This is a genomic window from Pseudomonas yamanorum (assembly GCF_900105735.1).
GTDB classification, from domain to species: domain Bacteria; phylum Pseudomonadota; class Gammaproteobacteria; order Pseudomonadales; family Pseudomonadaceae; genus Aquipseudomonas; species Aquipseudomonas yamanorum.
The window spans coordinates 242,416-263,821 of record NZ_LT629793.1; the positions used below are offsets into that span (position 1 = coordinate 242,416).

At 62.9% G+C, this 21,406-nt stretch carries 17 protein-coding genes; all 17 read left to right on the top strand.

What is annotated here, in order from left to right:
• Positions 1 to 13 precede the first annotated feature (13 nt).
• The 17 genes from BLU46_RS01225 (at position 14) to BLU46_RS01305 (ending at position 21,315) form a co-directional block, all read left to right on the top strand.
• Positions 14 to 469 carry an SRPBCC family protein gene (locus tag BLU46_RS01225; protein WP_063030703.1) on the top strand — a complete coding sequence of 152 codons (456 nt, stop codon included), beginning with the start codon at positions 14 to 16 and terminating at the stop codon, positions 467 to 469.
• A gap of 154 nt (positions 470 to 623) precedes the next feature.
• Positions 624 to 1,070, top strand: coding sequence for a DUF411 domain-containing protein (locus BLU46_RS01230; RefSeq protein ID WP_093210056.1), 447 nt, complete (start codon positions 624 to 626; stop codon positions 1,068 to 1,070).
• 3 nt (positions 1,071 to 1,073) lie between these two features.
• Positions 1,074 to 1,505, top strand: coding sequence for a YqaA family protein (locus BLU46_RS01235; protein WP_063030705.1), 432 nt, complete (start codon positions 1,074 to 1,076; stop codon positions 1,503 to 1,505).
• A gap of 56 nt (positions 1,506 to 1,561) precedes the next feature.
• On the top strand, positions 1,562 to 2,575 hold the full coding sequence (locus tag BLU46_RS01240; RefSeq protein WP_093197467.1) for an alpha/beta hydrolase: 1,014 nt from the start codon (positions 1,562 to 1,564) through the stop codon (positions 2,573 to 2,575).
• Positions 2,576 to 2,600: 25 nt separating this feature from the next.
• Positions 2,601 to 3,554: a D-2-hydroxyacid dehydrogenase family protein gene (locus BLU46_RS01245; protein ID WP_093197473.1), complete on the top strand. Its 954-nt coding sequence runs from the start codon at positions 2,601 to 2,603 to the stop codon at positions 3,552 to 3,554.
• 458 nt (positions 3,555 to 4,012) lie between these two features.
• Entirely contained in the window at positions 4,013 to 5,572 is a 1,560-nt protein-coding gene (gene glgA / locus BLU46_RS01250) for a glycogen synthase GlgA (protein WP_063030711.1), read from the top strand.
• A gap of 17 nt (positions 5,573 to 5,589) precedes the next feature.
• Positions 5,590 to 7,341, top strand: coding sequence for a malto-oligosyltrehalose trehalohydrolase (gene treZ, locus BLU46_RS01255; RefSeq protein ID WP_093197477.1), 1,752 nt, complete (start codon positions 5,590 to 5,592; stop codon positions 7,339 to 7,341).
• A complete protein-coding gene (gene malQ, locus BLU46_RS01260; protein ID WP_093197482.1) occupies positions 7,338 to 9,422 on the top strand; it encodes a 4-alpha-glucanotransferase in 2,085 nt (694 codons plus the stop codon). The genes treZ and malQ overlap by 4 nt, the downstream gene beginning before the upstream one ends.
• The gene (locus BLU46_RS01265) at positions 9,419 to 12,175 is read left to right on the top strand and encodes a malto-oligosyltrehalose synthase (RefSeq protein WP_093197487.1); all 2,757 of its coding nucleotides are present in this window, start codon (positions 9,419 to 9,421) and stop codon (positions 12,173 to 12,175) included. Before malQ ends, BLU46_RS01265 begins: the two co-directional genes overlap by 4 nt.
• Before the next feature lie 23 nt (positions 12,176 to 12,198).
• Positions 12,199 to 12,459: a DUF2934 domain-containing protein gene (locus tag BLU46_RS01270; RefSeq protein ID WP_093197492.1), complete on the top strand. Its 261-nt coding sequence runs from the start codon at positions 12,199 to 12,201 to the stop codon at positions 12,457 to 12,459.
• A 123-nt stretch (positions 12,460 to 12,582) separates the two neighbouring features.
• Positions 12,583 to 14,742, top strand: a complete 2,160-nt coding sequence (gene glgX, locus BLU46_RS01275) for a glycogen debranching protein GlgX (protein WP_003207536.1) — start codon at positions 12,583 to 12,585, stop codon at positions 14,740 to 14,742.
• 1 nt (position 14,743) lies between these two features.
• The gene (locus BLU46_RS01280; protein ID WP_093197496.1) at positions 14,744 to 15,742 is read left to right on the top strand and encodes an acyl-CoA dehydrogenase family protein; all 999 of its coding nucleotides are present in this window, start codon (positions 14,744 to 14,746) and stop codon (positions 15,740 to 15,742) included.
• Positions 15,739 to 16,497, top strand: coding sequence for a PIG-L deacetylase family protein (locus tag BLU46_RS01285; protein ID WP_093197500.1), 759 nt, complete (start codon positions 15,739 to 15,741; stop codon positions 16,495 to 16,497). Before BLU46_RS01280 ends, BLU46_RS01285 begins: the two co-directional genes overlap by 4 nt.
• The gene (locus tag BLU46_RS01290; protein WP_093197505.1) at positions 16,494 to 17,093 is read left to right on the top strand and encodes an SAM-dependent methyltransferase; all 600 of its coding nucleotides are present in this window, start codon (positions 16,494 to 16,496) and stop codon (positions 17,091 to 17,093) included. Before BLU46_RS01285 ends, BLU46_RS01290 begins: the two co-directional genes overlap by 4 nt.
• Positions 17,090 to 17,749, top strand: coding sequence for a glycosyltransferase (locus tag BLU46_RS01295; RefSeq protein WP_093197509.1), 660 nt, complete (start codon positions 17,090 to 17,092; stop codon positions 17,747 to 17,749). Before BLU46_RS01290 ends, BLU46_RS01295 begins: the two co-directional genes overlap by 4 nt.
• 186 nt (positions 17,750 to 17,935) lie before the next feature.
• Positions 17,936 to 18,697 (top strand): PIG-L deacetylase family protein, encoded by a 762-nt coding sequence (locus tag BLU46_RS01300; RefSeq protein WP_063033986.1) that lies wholly within the window; start codon positions 17,936 to 17,938, stop codon positions 18,695 to 18,697.
• A 110-nt stretch (positions 18,698 to 18,807) separates the two neighbouring features.
• Complete coding sequence (locus BLU46_RS01305) at positions 18,808 to 21,315, top strand: autotransporter family protein (protein WP_093197512.1); 2,508 nt, start codon at positions 18,808 to 18,810, stop codon at positions 21,313 to 21,315.
• Positions 21,316 to 21,406: the final 91 nt, after the last annotated feature.

The window sequence follows — 21,406 nt, forward strand, 5'->3', positions numbered from 1 at the left end:
CAGGAGGTGTGTCATGCACGCAGTTGAGCACCCGATCCGTCTGGAGCGGATCAGTCAGGAACGCTATATCCAGGCCCCTATCGAAACCGTTTACGACTATGTCACCCAACCGGATCGCTGGCATGAATGGCATCCGACATCCCTGGGCGCCGACACCGGCACCACGGGCTCATTGCCCACTGGCCACCGTTTTACCGAGACCATCGACCTGCTGGGTGTGCAGGTACCCATGAGCTATCGCGTGCAGATTGCGCTGCGACCGCGGGAATTCAAGACTGCCTTTACTTCGCTGGCGGTCGACGGATGCATCCATTATTTCTTGCAGGCCCAAGGCAGTGGCACCTTGTTTACCCGGATCCTCACCTATGAAACCGAACTGCAACTGACCACCCTGCATGCGCGCATGATTGCGCTTTCCAACCAGGCCCTTGACCAACTCAAGCAGCGCCTGGAATCCCCGTCTACCTGACAAATCCGTCATCTCCCTCTCAGCTTTCCGACAGCACCAGGCGGTTATTCTGGTGCTGTCGGTGCTTCGTAAAACTTCGTAACACTCCGCAAGAAACCTTTTGTAAAAAGCAGGGAGAATGCCCGGCTGTTGCCCTTTATCTGACGAGATGACGATGAAAACCACCTTGCGACTGGCCGCGCTGTCGGCCCTGCTCATGAGTACCCTGGCCCAAGCCGCCGAGCTGATCCCGATTGATGTGCACCGCGATGCCAATTGCGGTTGCTGCAAGAAGTGGATTGCCCACCTGGAAAGCAACGGGTTCAAGGTCAATGACCATGTGGAAGCTAACATGAGCGAGGTCAAGCAACGCCTGGGCGTGGCACCGCGCCTTGCGTCGTGCCATACCGGCGTGATCGACGGCAAATTCGTCGAAGGCCATGTGCCTGCCGATCAGGTACTGGCCCTGCGCAAGCGCGACGACTTGCTGGGCATTGCTGCACCGGGCATGCCGTTGGGCTCGCCGGGCATGGAAATGGACGGCAGCAGCGATGCCTACCAGGTCATCGGCCTGACTCGCGATGGCAAAGACGTGGTAGTGGCTGACTATCCGGCACGCTGATTGATGCTTGCCGGTTACCTGGGACTGTTTTTCGCCGCCTTCGGCGCCGCCACGCTGTTGCCGATGCAGTCAGAGGCGGTGCTGGTGGGGCTGTTGATCAGCGGGCACTACAGCCTGTGGCTGCTGCTCGGCGTTGCAACGGTTGGCAACGTATTGGGCTCAGTGGTGAATTGGCTGCTGGGCCGCTCGGTGGAGCGGTTCAAGGAGCGGCGCTGGTTTCCGGTGAGTCCGAAGCATCTGGAAAAGGCCCGTACCCACTATCAACGCTGGGGCCATTGGTCATTGCTGCTCAGTTGGGTGCCCATCATTGGTGACCCCCTGACCCTGGTGGCCGGGGTCATGCGCGAGCCGTTCTGGCGTTTCCTGCTGCTGGTGACCCTCGCCAAAGGGGCGCGCTACGGGGTATTGGCCATGCTCACCCTGCACTGGATTTAATCTCCCGTTAATCCCCTCGCCACAGCATCCGGGCACTGTTCCCGGAGCCTGTACCCATGTCCAAAATCCGCTCACTCTGCGTCGCCAGCCTGCTGCTCGGCAGCGCACTTCCCGCTTTTGCCGCCACCGAGGGCCCGACCTACGGACCCGAACTGCAAGGTTTCAAATACCCTTACCCGGTGGAACACTTCACCTTCCAGTCCCAGGGTAAATCCCTGCAGATGGGCTACATGGATGTGCCGGCCAAAGGCAAGGCCAACGGGCGCAGCATCGTGCTGATGCACGGCAAGAACTTCTGTGGCGCCACCTGGGAAGAGTCGATCAAGACGCTGAGCGACGCCGGCTACCGGGTGATCGCTCCCGACCAGATCGGTTTCTGCACCTCCAGCAAGCCGGACAATTACCAGTACAGCTTCCAGCAACTGGCGATCAATACCCACCAACTCCTGGAAAAACTCGGCATTCAGAAGGCCACCCTCCTCGGCCATTCCACCGGCGGCATGCTTGCGACGCGCTACGCCCTGCTCTATCCGCAGCAAACCGAACAGCTGGCACTGGTGAACCCTATCGGCCTGGAAGACTGGAAAGCCATTGGCGTGCCCTATCGCAGTGTTGACCAATGGTACGAGCGCGAGTTGAAACTGACCGCCGACGGCATCCGCCAGTACGAACTCGACACCTACTATGTTGGCCGCTGGAAGCCTGAATACGACCGCTGGGTCGATATGCTCGCCGGCATGAATAAAGGGCCCGGCCACACCCAGGTAGCATGGAACTCGGCGCTGATTTACGACATGATCTTCACCCAGCCGGTGTACTACGAGTTCAAGGACCTGCAGATGCCCACCCTGTTGCTGATCGGCACTTCCGACAATACCGCCATTGGCAAAGACCTGGCGCCACCGGCGGTCAAGGCGAAGATCGGCAACTATGCGGTGTTGGGCAAACAAGTGGCCAAGCTGATTCCCCACGCCACCCTGGTGGAATTCCCGGGCCTGGGCCACGCACCGCAAATGGAAGAACCGGCACAGTTTCACAAGGCGCTGTTGCAAGGGCTGAACGCCCTTTAATCCAACCTTTTCGAGGCACGCGTGCATGTCGGTACAGATCGCAGTGATTGATGATTGGCAGAATGTGGCCAGTGGCGTAGTGGACTGGTCAGTCCTGGCGTCGGTCGGCCAGGTGCACTTCCTCCACGACTACCCGGCGGACACTGCCACGCTGATCGAACGCTTGCAGGGCTTCGAGGTGATTTGCGTGATGCGCGAGCGCACCACTTTCGATCAGGCCCTCCTGCAAGGTTTGCCCAAGCTGAAGTTGCTGGTGACCGGCGGCATGCGCAACGCCGCCATCGACATCCCCGCAGCCAAGGCCTTGGGCATTCAAGTCTGCGGCACCGACAGTTACAAGCATGCCGCCCCGGAACTGACCTGGGCGCTGATCATGGCCTCCACCCGCAACCTGCTGGCCGAAGCCAACTCCCTGCGCGCCGGGGGTTGGCAGGTGGGCCTGGGCGGCGACCTGCACGGCAAGACCCTGGGGATTCTCGGACTGGGCAGCATTGGCCAGAAGGTCGCCAAATTTGGCCAGGCCTTCGGCATGCGTGTGATTGCCTGGAGCGAGAACCTCACGCCGGAACGCGCCGCCGAATCCGACGTGACCTGGGTCAGCAAGCGCGAACTGTTCGAGCAAGCGGATGTGTTGTCGATTCACCTGGTACTCAGCGACCGCAGCCGCGGGCTGGTAGACGCCGAGGCGTTGGGCTGGATGAAACCTACAGCGCATCTGGTGAACACCGCCCGCGGGCCGATTGTCGATGAAGCGGCTTTGATCGATGCGCTGGCCAGTGGCCGCCTGGCAGGCGCGGCACTGGACGTGTACGCCCAGGAGCCGCTGCCGGCCGAACACCCGTTCCGCCGTTTGCCCAACGTCTTGGCCACGCCTCATGTGGGGTACGTCAGCGAGCAGAACTACCGCCAGTTCTACCAGCAGATGATCGAAGACATCCAAGCGTGGGCCAAAGGAGTGCCCCTTCGCGCACTAAGCTAGTGCACACATTTCACTTCCCACTCCCCCGTAGCAGCTGTCGAGCCCCAGCGAGGCTGCGTCGGGCGCACTGCCGATCTTGAACCGGAGCGCGCCCGACGCAGCCTCGCTGGGGCTCGACAGCTGCTACGACGTTCATGAAAAAAATTTGTCCTACAAAAATACCCCACAGACCCCACAGGCTCTAGGATCTGTCCTAGACTCATGACCGATGGGTCCGATCCAAAACAAAAACCCCGCAAAAAATCGAAACTTTCCAACTCTGCCACAGGTCAGGTTTAAGGTAAGGCGAGCGCTGACGGTTCACACCGAACGCCCGCCCATCCACTCTATTTAAGACTCCAGCACAACTGGCATAAGCCTTGCCAGTCTGTGTAGCGCTTGTGCGCCTGGCCGCAGGATGCGGTCAACCTTCGCTGATTGCCATATGCCATCAGCCGACCAAAACACGGGAGAGAACCATGATCAGTGCCGCTGTAGATACTCAGGGAGAGCGTTTTAGTCAGCCGGTTGGCGGGCCGACCTCTTTGGTTGACCTTCCCAACGCGGTGCGGCCAGTACCACGTGTCAATCCCAATCGCAAAAAAGTGCTGTTTGTCACGTCCGAAATTGCCGATCTGGTGAAAACCGGTGGCCTGGGCGACGTGTCCGCTGCCCTGCCCCGCGCCATGGCGCACCTGCACGATGTGCGCGTGCTGATCCCCGGCTACCCGCAGGTGCTGGACAGCGACAACCCCATCCATATCATCGGTGAGCTGGGCGGCCACGCTGCATTGCCGCCGTGCAAGATCGGGCGCATGGACCTCAAGGATGGCCTGGTCATCTACGTGCTGATCTGCCCCGAGCTTTACGAGCGCGAAGGCACGCCCTACGGCGCCAACAACGGCCGAGACTGGCCCGACAACCATATCCGCTTCGCCCGCCTGGGCCTGGCCGCCGCCGATATTGCCGCCAACCTGGCGCAAATCCACTGGTGTCCGGACCTGGTGCACGCCCATGACTGGCCCGCCGGCCTGGCCCCGGCCTATATGCACTGGCGCGGGTCACGCACCCCGACGTTGTTCACCATTCATAACCTGGCCTACCAAGGTGTGGTCAGCCTGGCCTCGTGCCCGGAATTGGGGATTCCCGAACACGCCTTGCAACAGGAAGGCATGGAGTTCTACGGCAAGTTGTCTTTCCTGAAGGCCGGCATGGCGTATTCCAGCCACATCACCACGGTCAGCGCCACGTACGCCCAGGAAATCACCACCCCCGAATTCGGCTGCGGTCTGGATGGCTTCCTCGCCAGCAAGACCCAGCAAGGCTTGCTCAGCGGTATTCCCAACGGCATTGATGAAAGCTGGGAATCGTCCACCGACCCGCACCTGACTCACCCTTTCAACATCGGTGACTGGGAAGGCAAGGCACAGAACGCCGCCCATGTACGCAACCTGTTCGGCCTGGATGACTCCACCGGCCCGCTGTTCGCCGTGGTGTCGCGCCTGGTCTATCAGAAAGGTCTGGACCTGACCGAAGCAGTCTCCAGTTTTATTGTCGAAAACGGCGGCCAGATCGCGATCATTGGACGTGGCGAGCCGGAAGAAGAGCAAGCCATGCGTGCCCTGGCCTTGCGCTTTCCCGGCCAGATCGGCGTGCGCATTGGCTTCAACGAAACCGATGCCCGACGCATGTTCGCCGGCAGCGACTTCCTGTTGATGCCGTCCCGCTACGAACCCTGCGGCCTGAGCCAGATGTACGCCCAGCGTTTCGGCTCGTTGCCGGTCGCCCGCAACACCGGCGGCCTGGCCGACACCATCGAGAATGGCGTCACCGGCTTCCTGTTCAACGAATCCACTGTCGAAAGCTACAAAGCGGCCCTGAGCCGCGCGTTCAAGGTTTTCGCCTTCCCAGGCTTGCTCAACGCCATGCGTTGCCGGGCCATGGCCGCACCGTTCAACTGGTGCCAGGCAGTGGAACCCTATGCCGAACTTTATGAGCAACTGGTAGCGAAAGCGCTGGGAAGATCGGGGAAACAGTAAAAAAGAGGTCTTCATAGATGCCGTCAAGGACTCTGGAAACCTGGCCCCACGGCGCGATCATGCTGGATGCGGAACACACCCGTTTCGCCTTGTGGGCGCCAGACGCGTTTTATGTCAGCGTTGAATTTGAAGAAGGTAAATCGGTCGCGATGCTGCCCCAGGCCGATGGCTGGTTTGTGGTGCAGCTGCAATGTCCACCGGGGACACGCTACCGCTACAACATCGACGGCGAACAGGACGTTCCCGACCCGGCTTCCCGGGCACAGGCCACGGACGTTCACGGCTTCAGCGTGGTCGTCGACCCCTTGGCCTATCAGTGGCGCCAAAGCCACTGGCAAGGCCGGCCCTGGCACGAAGCGGTGATCTACGAGTTGCACGTGGGCGTACTGGGGGGCTACGCCGAGGTCGAGAAACAACTGCCGCGCCTCGCGGAACTGGGCTTCACCGCCATCGAGCTGATGCCCATCGCGCAGTTCCCCGGCGAACGTAACTGGGGCTACGACGGTGTCCTGCCCTACGCCCCTCAATCCTCCTACGGTTCGCCCGAGCAACTGAAACAGTTGATCGACAGCGCGCACCACTATGGCCTCGCGGTGATCCTTGATGTGGTCTACAACCACTTCGGCCCCGACGGCAACTACCTCGGCACCTACGCCAAAGGCTTCTTTCGCGAAGACGTGCACACGCCCTGGGGCGCCGGCATCGACTTTGACCGCCGGGAAGTCCGGGATTTCTTCATCGACAACGCCCTGATGTGGCTGCTGGAATACCGCTTCGACGGCCTGCGCCTGGACGCCGTGCACGCCATCAACGATCCCGAATTTCTTGAGGAGCTGGCGCAAAAAGTACGCCAGCAAGTCGACACCGGCCGCCATGTGTGGCTGGTGCTGGAAAACGAATTCAACCAGGCCAGCCTGCTGGAGCGCGGTTTCGACGCGCAGTGGAACGATGACGGCCACAACGCCCTGCACGTGCTGCTCACCGGCGAAACCGATGCCTACTACACCGACTTCGCCGAAGACCCTACCGGCAAACTGGCCCGTTGCCTGAGTGAAGGCTTTATCTACCAGGGCCACACCACGCGCCATGGCCACGCACGCGGCGAGCCCAGCGGCCACCTGCCGCCCAGCGCCTTTGTGCTGTTCCTGCAGAACCACGACCAGATCGGCAACCGCGCCCTGGGCGAACGCCTGCATCAACTCTGTTCTCCCCAGGCCTTGAGTGCCGCGACGACCTTGTTGCTGATGTCGCCGATGATCCCGTTGGTGTTCATGGGCGATGAAGTCAACGCCGAGGAGCCGTTCCTGTTCTTCACCGATCACCACGGCGAACTGGCCGAGGCGGTACGCGAAGGCCGGCGCAATGAGTTTGCCGACTTTGCCTCGTTCAGCGACCCCGAGCGTCGCAAACGAATTCCCGACCCCAACGCCCTGCAAACCTTCCGCCGCTCGGCGCCCGCCCTCGCCGATTGCGGCGACTCGCAGCTCTACCGTCAGCTACTGAGCCTGCGCCACCAACATATCGTGCCGCACCTGCCCGGCAGCATCGCCTTGGGTGCGCAAGTGCTGGCGGCGGGCGCAGTCACGGCGCGTTGGCGACTGGGCAATGGCGGCCTGTTGCAGATCGACCTCAACCTGAGCGCCGATTCTCTGAACTACCCGACCGCCGAGCACCTCCTATTTGTGACGCAGGCCAGCGGGACCGAACAATTGGCCCCCTTCAGTGCCCGCGTCAGCCTCACCCATTCCCCTGTTGGAGAGCACCCTTGAGCGACGCGCAATTGGAAATACTCGCCAGCCGAGCGGGCCTGGCCGTCGATTGGATCGACGCGAATGGCCGCCCGCAACATGTCAAAGCCGACGCCCTGCGCGCCGTGCTCAAAGGCCTGGGCCACCCGGCCGACACCGATGCCGAGATCGAAGCCAGCCTGCAAGACCTGGAGCGCGTGCAACAAGACAAGCACCTGCCGCCGCTGATGACCGTCGACAGCGGCGCGGGTCTGGACCTGGCGCGCTACTTCGCCCCCGGCACGCCGTGCCAGATTCACCTCGAAGACGACAGCGTGCTGGACCTGCGCCTGGACGATAATGCGGTGTTGCCCGGATCGATTCCGGTGGGCTACCAACAAGTGCATATCGACGACCAGCATTTCACCCTGGCCGTGGCACCGACTCATTGCTACACCGTTGCTGAAGCGGTCGACACCGAGACCGCCCGCGCCTGGGGCCTGAGCGCCCAACTGTATTCCCTGCGACGCAGCGGCGACGGCGGCTTTGGCGACACTCAGGCCCTGGAGCAACTGGCCCGCTCTGCCGCCGAACGCGGTGCCGATGCCCTGGCCATCAGCCCGATGCACGCCATGTTCAGCGCCGACACCGAGCGCTTCAGCCCGTACTCCCCGTCCAGCCGCCTGTTCCTCAACAGCCTGTACGCCTCCCCCGGCTGCATCCTCGGTGAGCGCGCGGTGCAAATCGCCATCGAAGCCAGCGGCCTGGCCGACGAGCTGAATGACCTGGAACAACAAAGCCTGATCGACTGGCCATCTGCCGCCAAAACCAAGCAGCGTTTGTTGCGCACCCTGTATGAAGACTTCCGTCAGGGCGACCACCCGCAACACGCCGACTTCCTGAGCTTCCGCCAGGCCGGCGGCGAAGCCCTGGAAAACCACTGCCGCTTTGAAGCGGTGCAGGCCGAACGTGTGGCCAACGGCGAGAGCCTCGACTGGCGCCACTGGCCCGAGGATTGGCAGAGCCCGCAAAGCCCGGCGCTGGTGCAATTTGCCGAAGCCAATCGGAATGAAATCGGCTTCTACGCCTTCAGCCAATGGCTGATCGCCCGTTGCTTAGAACGCGCGCAACAAGCGGCCCGCGGCAGTGGCATGGGCGTCGGCTTGATCGCCGACCTGGCGGTGGGCGCAGACGGCGGCGGCAGCCAGGCCTGGAGCCGCCAGGATGAACTGTTGGCGGAACTCACCGTGGGCGCGCCACCGGACATCCTCAACCGCGCCGGCCAGGGCTGGGGCATTTCCGCGTTCTCTCCCGAAGGCCTGAAACGCAATGGCTTTCGCGCATTCATCGAAATGCTGCGTGCCAACTTCGCCCATGCCGGCGGCTTGCGCATCGACCATGTGATGGGCCTGCAACGCCTGTGGGTGATCCCGATGGATGCCTCACCGCGCGAAGGTGCCTACCTGTATTACCCGGTGGACGACCTGCTGCGCTTATTGGCGCTGGAATCGAGCCGACACCAGGCAATCGTTCTCGGTGAAGACCTCGGCACCGTGCCCGACGGCCTGCGGGAAAAACTCATCGCCCGCTCGATCCTTGGCATGCGCGTGCTGCTGTTCGAGCAAGACCACGACGGCCAGTTCAAGCCGATTCTGGATTGGCCGGACAACGCACTGGCCACCACCAGCACCCACGACCTGCCAACCCTCAACGGCTGGTGGCACAGCCGCGACATCGACTGGAATATCCAGCTGGGCCTGATCGATGCCCCCACCGTCGAACAATGGAGCGAGCACCGCCTGCGGGAACGCCAGGCGTTGCGCCAAGCCTTGAGCCAGGACCCGCAGAACTTCACCGACGAAGTGCGCAACGAAACCGACCACGTCATCGACGCCAGCGTGCGCTACCTGGGCCACACCCGTGCGCCCTTGGTGTTGCTGCCGCTGGAGGACGCGCTGGGGGATGAAGAGCAATCCAACCTGCCCGGCACCACCGACACCCATCCGAATTGGCGCCGTCGCCTGGCGGGCGATGCAGCCACCCTGCTCGATGATGAAAACGCCGCCCGCCGCCTTGAACTGCTGGCCGTGGCGCGCATCCAGGCCCACGAGCGTGACCGATGAAGCCATTGACGCTACGGGCCACCCAGCGCCTGCAATTTCATAAGGGCTTCACCCTCAACGACGCCGTGCCCCTGGTGCCGTACTTCGCCGAGCTGGGCATCAGCCATCTCTATGCGTCACCGCTGCTGAGCGCCCGTGCCGGCTCCATGCACGGCTATGACGTGGTCGATCCCACCACCGTCAATCCCGAACTGGGCGGCGAACCGGCGCTGCGCCGGCTGGTAGCAGCGCTGCGCGAGCATGACATGGGGCTGATCCTCGATATCGTCTCCAACCATATGGCCGTCGGCGGCTCCGATAACCGGTGGTGGCTGGACCTGCTGGAATGGGGCCGCCTGAGTCCCTACAGCGAGTTCTTCGACATTCAATGGCACTCGCCAGACCCGCTGCTCAAGGGCCAATTGCTGATGCCGTTCCTCGGCAGCGACTACGGCGAAGCCCTGCAAACCGGTGCCCTGCCCCTGCGTTTCGACCCGCGACACGGCAGCTTCTATGTCGAGCATTACGAACATCGCTTCCCGATCTGCCCAAGAGATTTTGGCGAATTGCTGCCGATCAAGACGTTGGCTGACCGTTTCAGCGGCCTGGCCTACCAGCCAGACGCCTACCTCCAGGCCGCCGCGCTGAAACAGGAGCTGGTCGAGGCTGCCCGCGATCCGAAAACCCTCGAGGCCATCGAAGACAATCTCAACCTCTACGACGCGCGCCAGCCCGAAGGGTTTGCCCGCCTGCACCACCTGCTGGAACAACAAAGCTACCGCCTCGCCAGCTGGCGCACGGCGGCGGACGATATCAATTGGCGGCGGTTCTTCGACGTCAACGAGCTGGGCGGCCTGCGGGTTGAGCGCAGCGCGGTGTTCGAGGCGACCCACGGCAAGATCTTCCAGTTGATCAGCGAAGGCCTGATCGATGGTCTGCGTATCGACCATATCGACGGCCTCGCCGACCCGCGCGGTTACTGCCGCAAACTGCGCCGCCGCGTGGACTCCCTGGCCGGTGGGCGACACTTGCCGATCTTCGTCGAGAAGATCCTCGGCGAAGGTGAAACCTTGCGCGAAGACTGGCAGGTGGACGGCACCACCGGCTATGAATTCATGAACCAGCTGTCATTGCTGCAACACGACCCCACAGGCTTCGAACCCCTGGCCGAGTTATGGACCCGCCACACCGAACGCCCGTCGTCGTTTATCGAAGAAGCCTGGCTGGCCCGTCAGCAGATCCTCAACGGCTCCCTGGCCGGGGATTTTGAAAGCGTGGCCCAGGCCCTGCTGCAAGTGGCCCGGGACGATGTGATGAGCCGCGACCTGACCCTGGGTGCGATCCGCCGCGCGTTGCAGGAATTGATCGTGCACTTCCCGGTGTACCGCACCTACATCAGCGCCCGGGGCCGCAGTGAATTGGATGACGTGTTTTTCCTGCAAGCCCTGGCCGGCGCCCGCAGCACCTTGAGCGAAGGTGACTGGCCGGTGCTTGATTACCTGGAAAAATGGCTCGGCGGCCAACCCTGGCGCGACCGCCCCTTGGGCCGCGAACGCAAGATGCTCAAGCACGCCTGCGTACGCTTCCAGCAACTGACCTCGCCGGCAGCGGCCAAGGCGGTGGAAGACACCGCGTTCTATCGCTCCGGCGTATTGCTGTCGCGCAACGACGTGGGCTTCAGCACCGAACAGTTCAGCGCACCGCTGGAAGACTTCCACGCAGTGAATCAACAGCGCCTGCGCACCTTCCCCGACAACCTGCTGGCCACCGCCACCCACGACCATAAGCGCGGCGAAGATACCCGCGCGCGCCTGGCCGTACTCAGCGAGGCCGCCGACTGGTATGTCGAGCAAGTGGAGCAATGGCGCCCCCTCGCCACCCGCCTGCGCAGCGATGCCAGCACCCCCTCAGCCGGTGACGAGTTGATCCTCTATCAGGTACTGCTGGGCAGTTGGCCCCTGGACCTGCATCGTGACGATACCGAGGGCCTGGCGGACTATCACCAGCGCCTCTGGCAGTGGCAACAAAAGGCCCTGCGCGAAGCCAAGCTGCAGAGCAGCTGGAGTGCGCCCAACGAGCTGTATGAACAAGGGGTCGAAGCGTTCCTTTCGCGGCTGCTGCTGGAAGATTCCGGCAAGGCCTTGCGCGACGCCATCGGCGAAGCCGCCCGGGCCATCGCCCCCGCAGGCGCCCTCAACGGGCTGGCGCAATCCTTGCTTCGCCTCACCGTGCCGGGCGTGCCGGATCTGTATCAGGGCGATGAGTTCTGGGACTTCACTCTGGTAGACCCTGATAACCGCCGGCCGGTGGACTATCACGCGCGCCAACAGGGGCTGCACACGCCGCCGGACATCGGCGAGCTGATGTTCAACTGGCATGACGGGCGTATAAAACAGGCGTTGATCAGCCAGGTCCTGGGGTTGCGCAAGGTGCATCCGCAACTGTTTCGCCAGGGCACCTACGAGCCTCTGGAAGTGGTGGGCGAACATGCCGAACGGGTGGTCGCTTTCTACCGGGAATACCAGGGCAAACAGCTGCTGGTGGTGGTGCCACGCTGGCCTCACCAGCTGCTTGAAAACGGTGTGTATCCCCTGGTCAACGCGCAGATTTGGGGCGATACCCGGGTCCGATTACCGTTCGCCGCATCAACCCAAAATTGGAAGGGACTTTTCCGAACAGGCGCAGTCACACCAAACAAGGAGCTCATGATCAGCGCTGCCCTGGGGGACTTCCCGGTCAATGTCTTTATCAATCCTGATGATCAAGAAAGCTGAAATTTTCTGTGAGGAGCATTGCGATGAGTACTGAAGACAAACGCATACGCGAACTGGCGCATCAGATCTGGGAGTCGGAAGGTAAACCCCACGGCGAGGACGCGCGACACTGGGAAATGGCGCGCAAACTGGCGGAAGCCGAAGCGTTGACGCCATCCAAAGCGCCAAAGGCCGCCGCCAAGGCCAAGCCTAAACCCAAGCCGCCAGCGCCCAAGCCGGCCGCCAAGCCAAGCGCTGCGCCAGCAGCGAAGAAACCTGCGGCGAAGAAGCCAAAGGCACCCTGACCCGAAGATCCTCCTGCGCGTGCGCCCGCACCGCAGGAGGCCATCCAACCACCGATTTCTCTCCGGCTTCACGCCGGCAAGGCCTCGTTCGGCCCGGAAAAACCCTTTTGCAGGAGCATCTCAATGAGCAAACCCAACAAGCCCAACTCGACGCCGGAAAACGAGCCGTCGCGGATTCGTGAAGGTTTGCCCTTCCCCCTCGGCGCGACCTGGGACGGTCTGGGGGTCAACTTTGCGCTGTTCTCGGCCAACGCCACCAAAGTCGAACTGTGCATCTTCGACGACAGCGGCGAAGTCGAGCTGGAGCGCATCGAACTGCCGGAGTACACCGACGAGACCTTCCACGGCTACCTGCCCGACGCCCACCCGGGACTGATCTACGGCTACCGCGTGTACGGTCCTTATGACCCGGCCAATGGTCATCGCTTCAACCACAACAAATTGCTGATCGACCCCTACGCTAAACAGCTGGTGGGCGAACTCAAATGGTCCGAAGCCCTGTTTGGCTACACCATCGGCCATCCGGACGCCGACCTCAGTTTCGACGAACGCGACAGCGCGCCCTTCGTGCCCAAGTGCAAAGTCATCGACCCGGCCCACACCTGGGGCAACGACCAGCCGGTGCGCACGCCGTGGGACCGCACGATCATTTATGAAACCCACTTGCGCGGCATCACCATGCGCCACCCTTCGGTGCCTGAAGAAGTGCGCGGTACCTGCGCCGGGCTGATGGTTGACGATGTGCTCAAGCACATTCGCCAGTTGGGTGTGTCGTCGGTGGAACTGCTGCCGGTGCACGCCTTCGTCAACGACCAGCACCTGCTGCAAAAAGGCATGACCAACTACTGGGGCTACAACAGCATTGCGTTCTTTGCCCCGGACCCGCGCTACCTGGCCAGCGGCAAGATCGCCGAGTTCAAGGAGATGGTTGCGCACCTGCATGAAGCCAAGCTGGAAGTGATTCTGGACGTGGTCTACAACCACACCGCCGAAGGCAACGAGCAAGGTCCGACCCTGTCCATGCGCGGCATCGACAACGCCTCGTACTACCGCCTGATGCCCGATGACAAGCGCTTCTACATCAACGATTCCGGCACCGGCAACACCCTCGACCTGAGCCACCCGTGTGTGCTGCAGATGGTCACGGACTCGTTGCGTTACTGGGCCACCGAAATGCACGTCGACGGTTTCCGCTTCGACTTGGCAACCATTCTCGGCCGCTACCGCGACGGTTTCGACGAGCGCCACAGTTTCCTCGTGGCCTGCCGCCAGGACCCGGTGCTGCGCCAGGTGAAAATGATTGCCGAGCCGTGGGACTGTGGCCCCGGCGGCTATCAGGTCGGCGGCTTCCCGCCGGGCTGGGTGGAATGGAACGACCGTTTCCGCGACACCGTCCGTTCGTTCTGGAAAGGCGACGACGGCCAACTGGCGGACTTCGCCGGGCGCATGACAGCCTCGGGCGAGATGTTCAACCAGCGGGGTCGCCGGCCATACAGCTCGGTGAACTTCATCACCGCCCACGACGGTTTCACCCTGCACGACTTAGTGTCCTACAACGACAAGCACAACGAGGCCAACGACGAGAACAACCAGGACGGCAGCAACAACAACCTGTCGTGGAACCACGGTGTCGAAGGCCCCACCGACGACCCGGAAATCAACGCGCTGCGCCTGCGCCAGATGCGTAACTTCTTCGCCACGTTGCTGTTGGCCCAGGGCACCCCGATGCTGGTGGCCGGTGACGAGTTCGCCCGCACCCAGCACGGCAATAACAACGCCTATTGCCAGGACAGCGAGATCGGCTGGATCAACTGGGAACTGGATGAAGACGGCAAGGCCCTGCTCAAGTTCGTCAAGCGCCTGATCAAGCTGCGCCTGGCGTACCCGATCCTGCGTCGCGGACGCTTCCTGGTGGGCGACTACAACGAAGACATCGGCGTCAAGGACGTCACCTGGCTCGCGCCGAGCGGTGATGAAATGACCATCGAACAATGGCAGGACAGCCACGGCCGCTGCCTCGGCATGTTGATGGATGGCCGCGCCCAAGAAACCGGGATTCGCCGCCCAGGCGCCGATGCCACGTTGTTGCTGGTGGTCAACGCGCACCACGACATGGTTAATTTCCGCCTGCCACCGGTGCCGGATGGCGGCTTCTGGACGTGCATGCTCGACACCAACCAGCCAGCGGTGCGGGGCCAGGAGCGCTTCGATTTCGATCACGAATACGCCGTCACCGGGCGTTCGCTGCTGCTGTTTGAATTGCAGCATGAGGACGAGGTGTGACATGGCCTTGCATGAGTTTCTTCGCGGCTACCGGGATTACCCGGACACCCAGGCCCTTGGCGCTGCGCTGAGGGCTTTGGTGGAGGAAGGCCTGGACCAGTTGCCCTTGCCGGGCAGCGGGCAAACCCTGGAACGTTTCAGCCGACTGGCGCAAGTCGCCGGCCATGACCTGCGCTTGTGCAAGTTGTTTGAAGGCCACACTGACGCCCTGGCGATCATCGCGGAACTCGACAGCCCGTTGCCCCCGGTTGGCAGCACGTGGGGCATGTGGGCGGCCGAGCCGCCCACCGCCAAGGTGCGAATCCGGCGCGATGGCCAGCGCGTGCGGCTGGAGGGCCGCAAAGCCTGGTGCTCGGGCGCGGCGGTGGTCAGCCACGGGTTGCTCACAGCGTGGGATGAAGAGGATCGCCAGCAACTGGTTGCAGTGGAAATGCACCAGCCCGGCGTAACCGTCACCGACGTGGGCTGGGCCGCCGTGGGCATGGCCGCTACCGGCAGTGTTGAAGTGCTTTTCCATGACGCCGTTGGCCTGGCTATCGGCAAGCCTGGGGACTACCTGGCACGCCCGGGCTTCTGGCAAGGCGGCATCGGCATCGCCGCTTGCTGGTACGGCGCGGCACAACGCCTGGCCGAGGCTTTGCGCGAGCAATGCAGCAAGCGCACGGAGCCCCACGCCCTGGCGCACCTTGGCAGCGTCGACAGCGCCTTGCACAGCGCGGCCTGTGTGCTGCGTGACTGCGCCACGCATATCGACCGCCAACCCAAGGCCGATGCCCGGCTATTGGCACAACAGGCACGGGCTTGTATCGAGGAGACGGTCGACCAGGTAATCCATCACGTCGGTCGTGCTCTGGGCGCCGGCCCGTATTGCAAGGACCCGCATTTTGCGCAGTTGATGGCCGACTTGCCGGTGTACCTGCGCCAGAGCCACGCCGAACGCGACCTGGCGGCCCTCGGTGAACAGGTCGCCGGCGAGCCCACAGGGAGGTGGCAACTATGAAAACCAATCCAATCGTTGGCCAGGGCACCCCATTGCACCTGTGGCAAAGCTCGTCGCGGCTGGCCGAACTGCCTTGCGTGACCATTGCCGAACTGGTGCCTGAAGGCCGCCGTGCCGTGATCATCGCGCCGCATCCGGACGATGAAGTCCTCGGTTGCGGCGGCCTGTTGCAAGGCCTCGCCGCGCTGGATCGCCCTATCCTGCTGATCTCCGTCACCGACGGCAGCGCCAGTCATCCCGGCTCACACCGCTGGCCGGTGGAACGCCTGAGCGTGGTGAGGCCGCAAGAGTCGGCGCAGGCCCTGCACCGACTGGGCTTGCCGTTGCACAGCTTGAAATGGCTGCGGGCCGGCTTTCGTGACAGCCAGGTCGCCGAGGGCGAAGAGGATTTGAGTCAATTTATCGAACGCTACCTCAAGCCCGGCGACGTGGTGTTCACCACTTGGCGCGAAGACGGTCACTGCGACCATGAAGCCGTAGGCCGGGCCAGTGCCAAGGCCGCGCGGGCCGTGGGCGCGACTTTACTGGAACTGCCTGTGTGGACCTGGCACTGGGCAACTCCCGAAGATGGCCAGGTGCCTTGGCACCGCGCACGCAAGATCCTCCTGACGCCTGAGGAAGTAGCCCGTAAACGGCACGCTATCCACGCGTTCGCCAGCCAGTTGGAGGGCGACCCGCAGATCGGCCTGCCGCCGGTGCTCGCGCCTTATGTACTGGAGCGCCTGCTGCAACCCTTCGAAGTGGTGTTTGTATGAGTGTCGCCACGCCCTACTTCGATGAGCTGTTCGCCGGCAACGACGACCCCTGGGCCTTTCGCCAACGCTGGTACGAACAGCGCAAGCGGGCTCTGACCCTGGCGATGCTGACCCGGCCCCGCTACCCCTCGATTTTCGAGCCCGGCTGTGCCAACGGTGAGCTGAGCTTCGAGCTGGCCCCGCGCTGTGACCGCCTGCTGTGCTGCGACACGGCGCAAGCGGCCGTCAGCCTGGCACAGGCGCGGCTGCAGGGTTTCAGCCATGCCACGGTGCAGCAGAGCCGCTTGCCGGAGCAGTGGCCCAGTGAAACCTTCGAGCTGATCGTGCTCAGCGAGCTCTGCTACTACCTGGACCCGAAGGATTTCGATGAGCTGATCGATCGCGCCCTCGCCTCCCTGACGCCTGACGGACAAATCCTCGCCTGCCACTGGCGCCCGGTCATCGAAGGCTGCCCGCAGACCGCCGAACAGGTGCATGCACGCCTCGGCCAGCGATTGGGCATGCCACATCTGGCGCAGCATCACGAAAGCGATTTTCTACTGGATTTGTGGAGCCGCGACGGCACCACGGTTGCGACCTTGGAGGGACTGCGATGATCGGCATCCTGATACCCGTGCATAACGAAGAAAAACTGCTGCCCGAATGCCTGAAAGCCGCGATGGTCGCCGCCAGTCATCCGGGCCTGCTGGGTGAAGAGGTGCAGATTCTGGCAGTGCTCGACAGCTGCAGCGACCGCAGCGCCATGATCGCCCGCGAATATCAGGTGCACAGCCTGGAAGTGCAGGCGCGAAACGTGGGCCATGTGCGTGGCGTGGGTGCGCGGCATCTGCTCAACAACGGCGCGCGCTGGATCTCCTGCACCGACGCCGATAGCCGAGTTGCTCCCGACTGGCTCGTGGCCCAGCTCTCCTTGGGTGTAGATGCCGTGTGCGGCACGGTGACGGTGGATGCCTGGAGCGAAGGCTTCGACCCGGCGGCGCAAATCCGCTATCACCAGGCCTATGAGGCCCGGGACGGGCATCGGCATATCCACGGTGCCAACCTCGGAGTCAGCGCGGGCGCCTACGTGCGGGCCGGCGGTTTTGAGCCCTTGCCGTGCCATGAAGACGTGGAGCTGGTGCGCCAGCTTGAGCGCTGCGGGGCTTCCATTGCCTGGAGCCACTCGCCCCAGGTCATAACCAGCGCCCGCCTGGATTGCCGCGCCCAGGGCGGCTTCGGTGACTACCTGAAGAGTCTGATGCAAGCCTCCTGAAAAAATTGCGACACCCGGCGGTGTTAAAGCGGCGATTCATAACTATCATCAGTATTCCTTGCACGGCAATCCAGGGTTGGAACGCCGTCGCGCCGCGAGTGCGCCTTGCATGCTCTCGCGTACCACAAGAGCCGTCCCGTCAACGGGGTACGGCCTGCATCACCGATGAACAAGGACGTGACACTCATGAAGCCTGCACTGTTAAGTGACAACCGCCGGGGCCCCGCGCAAATCTGGAACAGCGCCCCGCAACTCGCGCAAATCCCTGCCATCAATCCCGCAACCCTGGTGCCAGCCGGCGCCCGCGTGGTGGTCATCGCCCCGCATCCCGGTGACGAAGTGATCGCCTGTGGCGGTCTGCTGCAATTGCTCAGTACCCTTGAATACCCTCTGCAACTGATCTCTATCACCGACGGCAGCGCCAGCCATCCCGGTTCCACGGTGTGGCCGGTCAAACGCCTGAGTGTGGTGCGGCCCCAGGAAAGTGTCGAAGCCCTGCGCCGCCTGGGTGTGCCCCTGCACAGCCTGAAATGGATCCGTGGCGGCTTTGCCGACAACGCCCTGGCCGCGCGGGAGCAGCAGATGAGCCAGTTCATCGCGCGCTATCTGCAACCCGGCGACGTGGTGTTCACCACTTGGCGCAACGACGGCAACGACGACCATGACGCTGTAGGCCGCGCCACGGCCAAGGCCTGCGGACTCAAAGGCGTGCGCCTGCACGAACTGCCGATCTGGGCGTGGCATTGGCCCGTTCGCGAGACCGCCGCGATCCCCTGGCAGCGCGCACGCAAAGTACGGCTCGACACCTGGAGCGTCGCCCGCAAGCTGCATGCCGCCCACGCCTATGCCAGCCAATTGGCGGGCGACCCGGAAATCGGCCTGGCGCCGATCCTGGCGCAGGTGCTGCTGGAACGCATGCGCGAGCCCTATGAGATTGTGTTTTTGTAGCGCTCTGCCCACTCGTCTGTACCTGTTATTTCTCACAGTAGCGGCGCTTTCAACGCGGCGCTAACGTGAGAACGTGCGCGTGTCGCACGGGCGTCCAGCGAGGGCGGATCATGTCCCTACGGTTTGCAACCCTGATGCACTTGAGTGTCGTCTCTTCGGCCCTGCTGGCGGGGTGGCCGCTGGTGTCTGTCGCCGATTGCGTCCTGGTCCCCACCGCCGGTGACGACACCTTCACCTGCAGCAGCGGCAGCAGCCCGGGCGTCGTCGACACTGCGGGCAACAACACACTGCTGTTTCCCTCCCCTGGCACTGGCGTGATCAATGGCGACGTGACGTTCGGGCCAGGTCGTGATCTCGTGACCATGAATTCGGGCACCGTGGAGGGCACGGTGAATATGGGAGACGGCGCCAATATCTTCCAACTGTTTGGTGGCACTGTGACCGGCAGCATCATCCAGGGCACGGGAAACGGCATCATCCAGATCAGCCAGGGCAGTGCCGGGGCGGTGCTCCAGGGATTGGGCAACAATAACTTTTCCATGAGCGGCGGCATCATCGCCTCGGTGACCCAGGGCGATGGCGACAACGAAGCGAACCTGAGCACCGGCCGTATCATCGGCGACATGACCGCCGGGGATGGCAACAACACGGTCACCGTTTCCAATGGAAGCATCGGCGGCAAAATCAGCGTCGGCAACGGCGACAACCAGATGCTCATCAAGGGCGGCGATATCGCCCAGGGCATCTTTGCCGGTAATGGCAATAACGTATTCACCTGGAACACCGCCGGGCTGATCCGCGGCCCCATTGTGACCGGCAGCGGAACCGACCGGGCGTTCCTCGACAACCTGACTGAAACCACCTTGTCGTCCACGCCCCTGCTGGATGGCGGGCTGGGCAACGACGCCCTGACGTTCGACAACACCCGATCCGCCACGCCGCAGCGCTACGTCAACTGGGAAACCGTCACCTTCAACAATGGCTCGGTATTCACCCTGGGCAGCGGCACGTTAACCCTGGGCGACGCCGGTACCCACACCGGGACAATGAACATCAACGTCGGTACGCTACTGGTCACCCAAGGCAGCATCAGCCCGTCTACCACCGGCCAGCTCGTCACCGTGAACAACGCTGGCCTGATCGACATGATTAACGGCAGCGCCACCGACCACCTCACCATCAACGGCAACTACACCGGCAACAATGGGCGCATGGCCTTGCAAAGCGTGCTGGCCGGCGACGGATCACCCAGCGACCGGTTGATTGTCAGTCAGGGCACGATCCAGGGCAGCACGGCCATCACCATCACCAACCTCGGCGGCGCCGGCGGCCAGACGGTGCAGAACGGCATCCAGGTGGTACAGGCCATCAATGGCGCTACCGGCAGCGACCTGGCCTTTTCCCTGCCAAGCGGCTCGGTTTCGGCCGGGGCCTTCGAGTACTACCTGTACAAAGGCGGCTTCACGCCGGGCACCGCGCAAAACTGGTACTTGCGCTCGTCCGTTGAAGCACCGCCATTGCCCAACCCCGAAGGCCCGCCCTCCGGCATTTTCCCGCCGCCACCCCCTGATCCCGATAACCCGCCCGTGGGAATCCTTCCACCGGTACCCGCCGACGGCACTCCTGAGCTGCCGGGCATCTTTCCGGGCGAAGAACCTATTCCGATCTACCGCCCGGAAGTGGCGGACTACTCGGTCTTGTTCCCCGCCGTGCAGCAAATGGTCCAGGGCATGTTGAGTACGTATCACGAGCGCATGGGTGACCAAGGCGCCCCACAACAGAGCGGCGCGATACCTGCGGGCTGGGCCCGGGTGTTTGGCAGCCGCACGCGCCAGTCTTTTTCCGACACCGTGAGCCCGTCCCTGGACAGTTCGCTGTCGGGCTTCCAGGTGGGCACTGATCTCTACGCCTGGACCTCGGACAATGGCCTGACGCAACGCGTGGGATTCTTTGTCGGCCATAGCCGCCTGACCGGGAATGTCGCGGGGTTTTCCGGTGGTTTCCAGCACACCGACACCGGCGACATCACCTTGCGCGCCGACAGCCTGGGCACCTACTGGACCCTGATCGGCGCCAACCGCGCGTACCTTGACCTGGTGTTGATGGGCACCCGGTTCGACGGCCATGACGACTCCAGCCGGGGCGTGAAACTGCAGACCAAGGGGCACAACGTGGCGGTCTCGGCAGAGGTCGGTATGCCTTTCGCGATTTCCGAGCATTGGGAGGTGGAACCCCAGGCCCAGGTGATCATTGATCGCACCTGGCTGGACAGTCAGAACGACGGGATTTCGGATATTGCGTTCAAGGCCGACACCGCCGTGACCACTCGCCTCGGGGTTCGCTTGCGGGGCGACTACAAGGCCAGCGGGATGCCGGTGCAGCCTTATGTGCGGGCCAATGTGTGTCATGCGGGCGCCGGGACCAACACCGTCACCTTCAATGAATCGACGGATATCAATACCGACCAGCAATCCACCACGATGGACCTGAGCGCCGGAGCGACGCTGCAGGTTTCGAACACAGTGAAGGTGTATGGCGAGGTGGGGTACAGCCGGAATCTGGACAGCAACCAGCTTAACGGGCGGGAAGGCACGATTGGCGTGAAGGTTGATTTCTAGGCCACAACACAATCCAAATGTGGGGGCCGGGCTTGCCCACGATGCAGGCACCTCGGTCTTTCAGCTAGACCGAAGTGAGTCTATCGCAGGC

Bases quoted from the DNA above. Each gene is read 5' to 3' on its own strand.
- BLU46_RS01270 (WP_093197492.1), top strand. From the start codon at position 12,199: ATGAGTACTGAAGACAAACGCATACGCGAACTGGCGCATCAGATCTGG.
- BLU46_RS01245 (WP_093197473.1), top strand. From the start codon at position 2,601: ATGTCGGTACAGATCGCAGTGATTGATGATTGGCAGAATGTGGCCAGT.
- BLU46_RS01235 (WP_063030705.1), top strand. From the start codon at position 1,074: ATGCTTGCCGGTTACCTGGGACTGTTTTTCGCCGCCTTCGGCGCCGCC.
- BLU46_RS01280 (WP_093197496.1), top strand. From the start codon at position 14,744: ATGGCCTTGCATGAGTTTCTTCGCGGCTACCGGGATTACCCGGACACC.
- BLU46_RS01295 (WP_093197509.1), top strand. From the start codon at position 17,090: ATGATCGGCATCCTGATACCCGTGCATAACGAAGAAAAACTGCTGCCC.
- treZ (WP_093197477.1), top strand. From the start codon at position 5,590: ATGCCGTCAAGGACTCTGGAAACCTGGCCCCACGGCGCGATCATGCTG.
- BLU46_RS01290 (WP_093197505.1), top strand. From the start codon at position 16,494: ATGAGTGTCGCCACGCCCTACTTCGATGAGCTGTTCGCCGGCAACGAC.
- BLU46_RS01300 (WP_063033986.1), top strand. From the start codon at position 17,936: ATGAAGCCTGCACTGTTAAGTGACAACCGCCGGGGCCCCGCGCAAATC.
- glgX (WP_003207536.1), top strand. From the start codon at position 12,583: ATGAGCAAACCCAACAAGCCCAACTCGACGCCGGAAAACGAGCCGTCG.
- BLU46_RS01225 (WP_063030703.1), top strand. From the start codon at position 14: ATGCACGCAGTTGAGCACCCGATCCGTCTGGAGCGGATCAGTCAGGAA.
- BLU46_RS01285 (WP_093197500.1), top strand. From the start codon at position 15,739: ATGAAAACCAATCCAATCGTTGGCCAGGGCACCCCATTGCACCTGTGG.
- glgA (WP_063030711.1), top strand. From the start codon at position 4,013: ATGATCAGTGCCGCTGTAGATACTCAGGGAGAGCGTTTTAGTCAGCCG.
- BLU46_RS01305 (WP_093197512.1), top strand. From the start codon at position 18,808: ATGTCCCTACGGTTTGCAACCCTGATGCACTTGAGTGTCGTCTCTTCG.
- BLU46_RS01265 (WP_093197487.1), top strand. From the start codon at position 9,419: ATGAAGCCATTGACGCTACGGGCCACCCAGCGCCTGCAATTTCATAAG.
- BLU46_RS01240 (WP_093197467.1), top strand. From the start codon at position 1,562: ATGTCCAAAATCCGCTCACTCTGCGTCGCCAGCCTGCTGCTCGGCAGC.
- BLU46_RS01230 (WP_093210056.1), top strand. From the start codon at position 624: ATGAAAACCACCTTGCGACTGGCCGCGCTGTCGGCCCTGCTCATGAGT.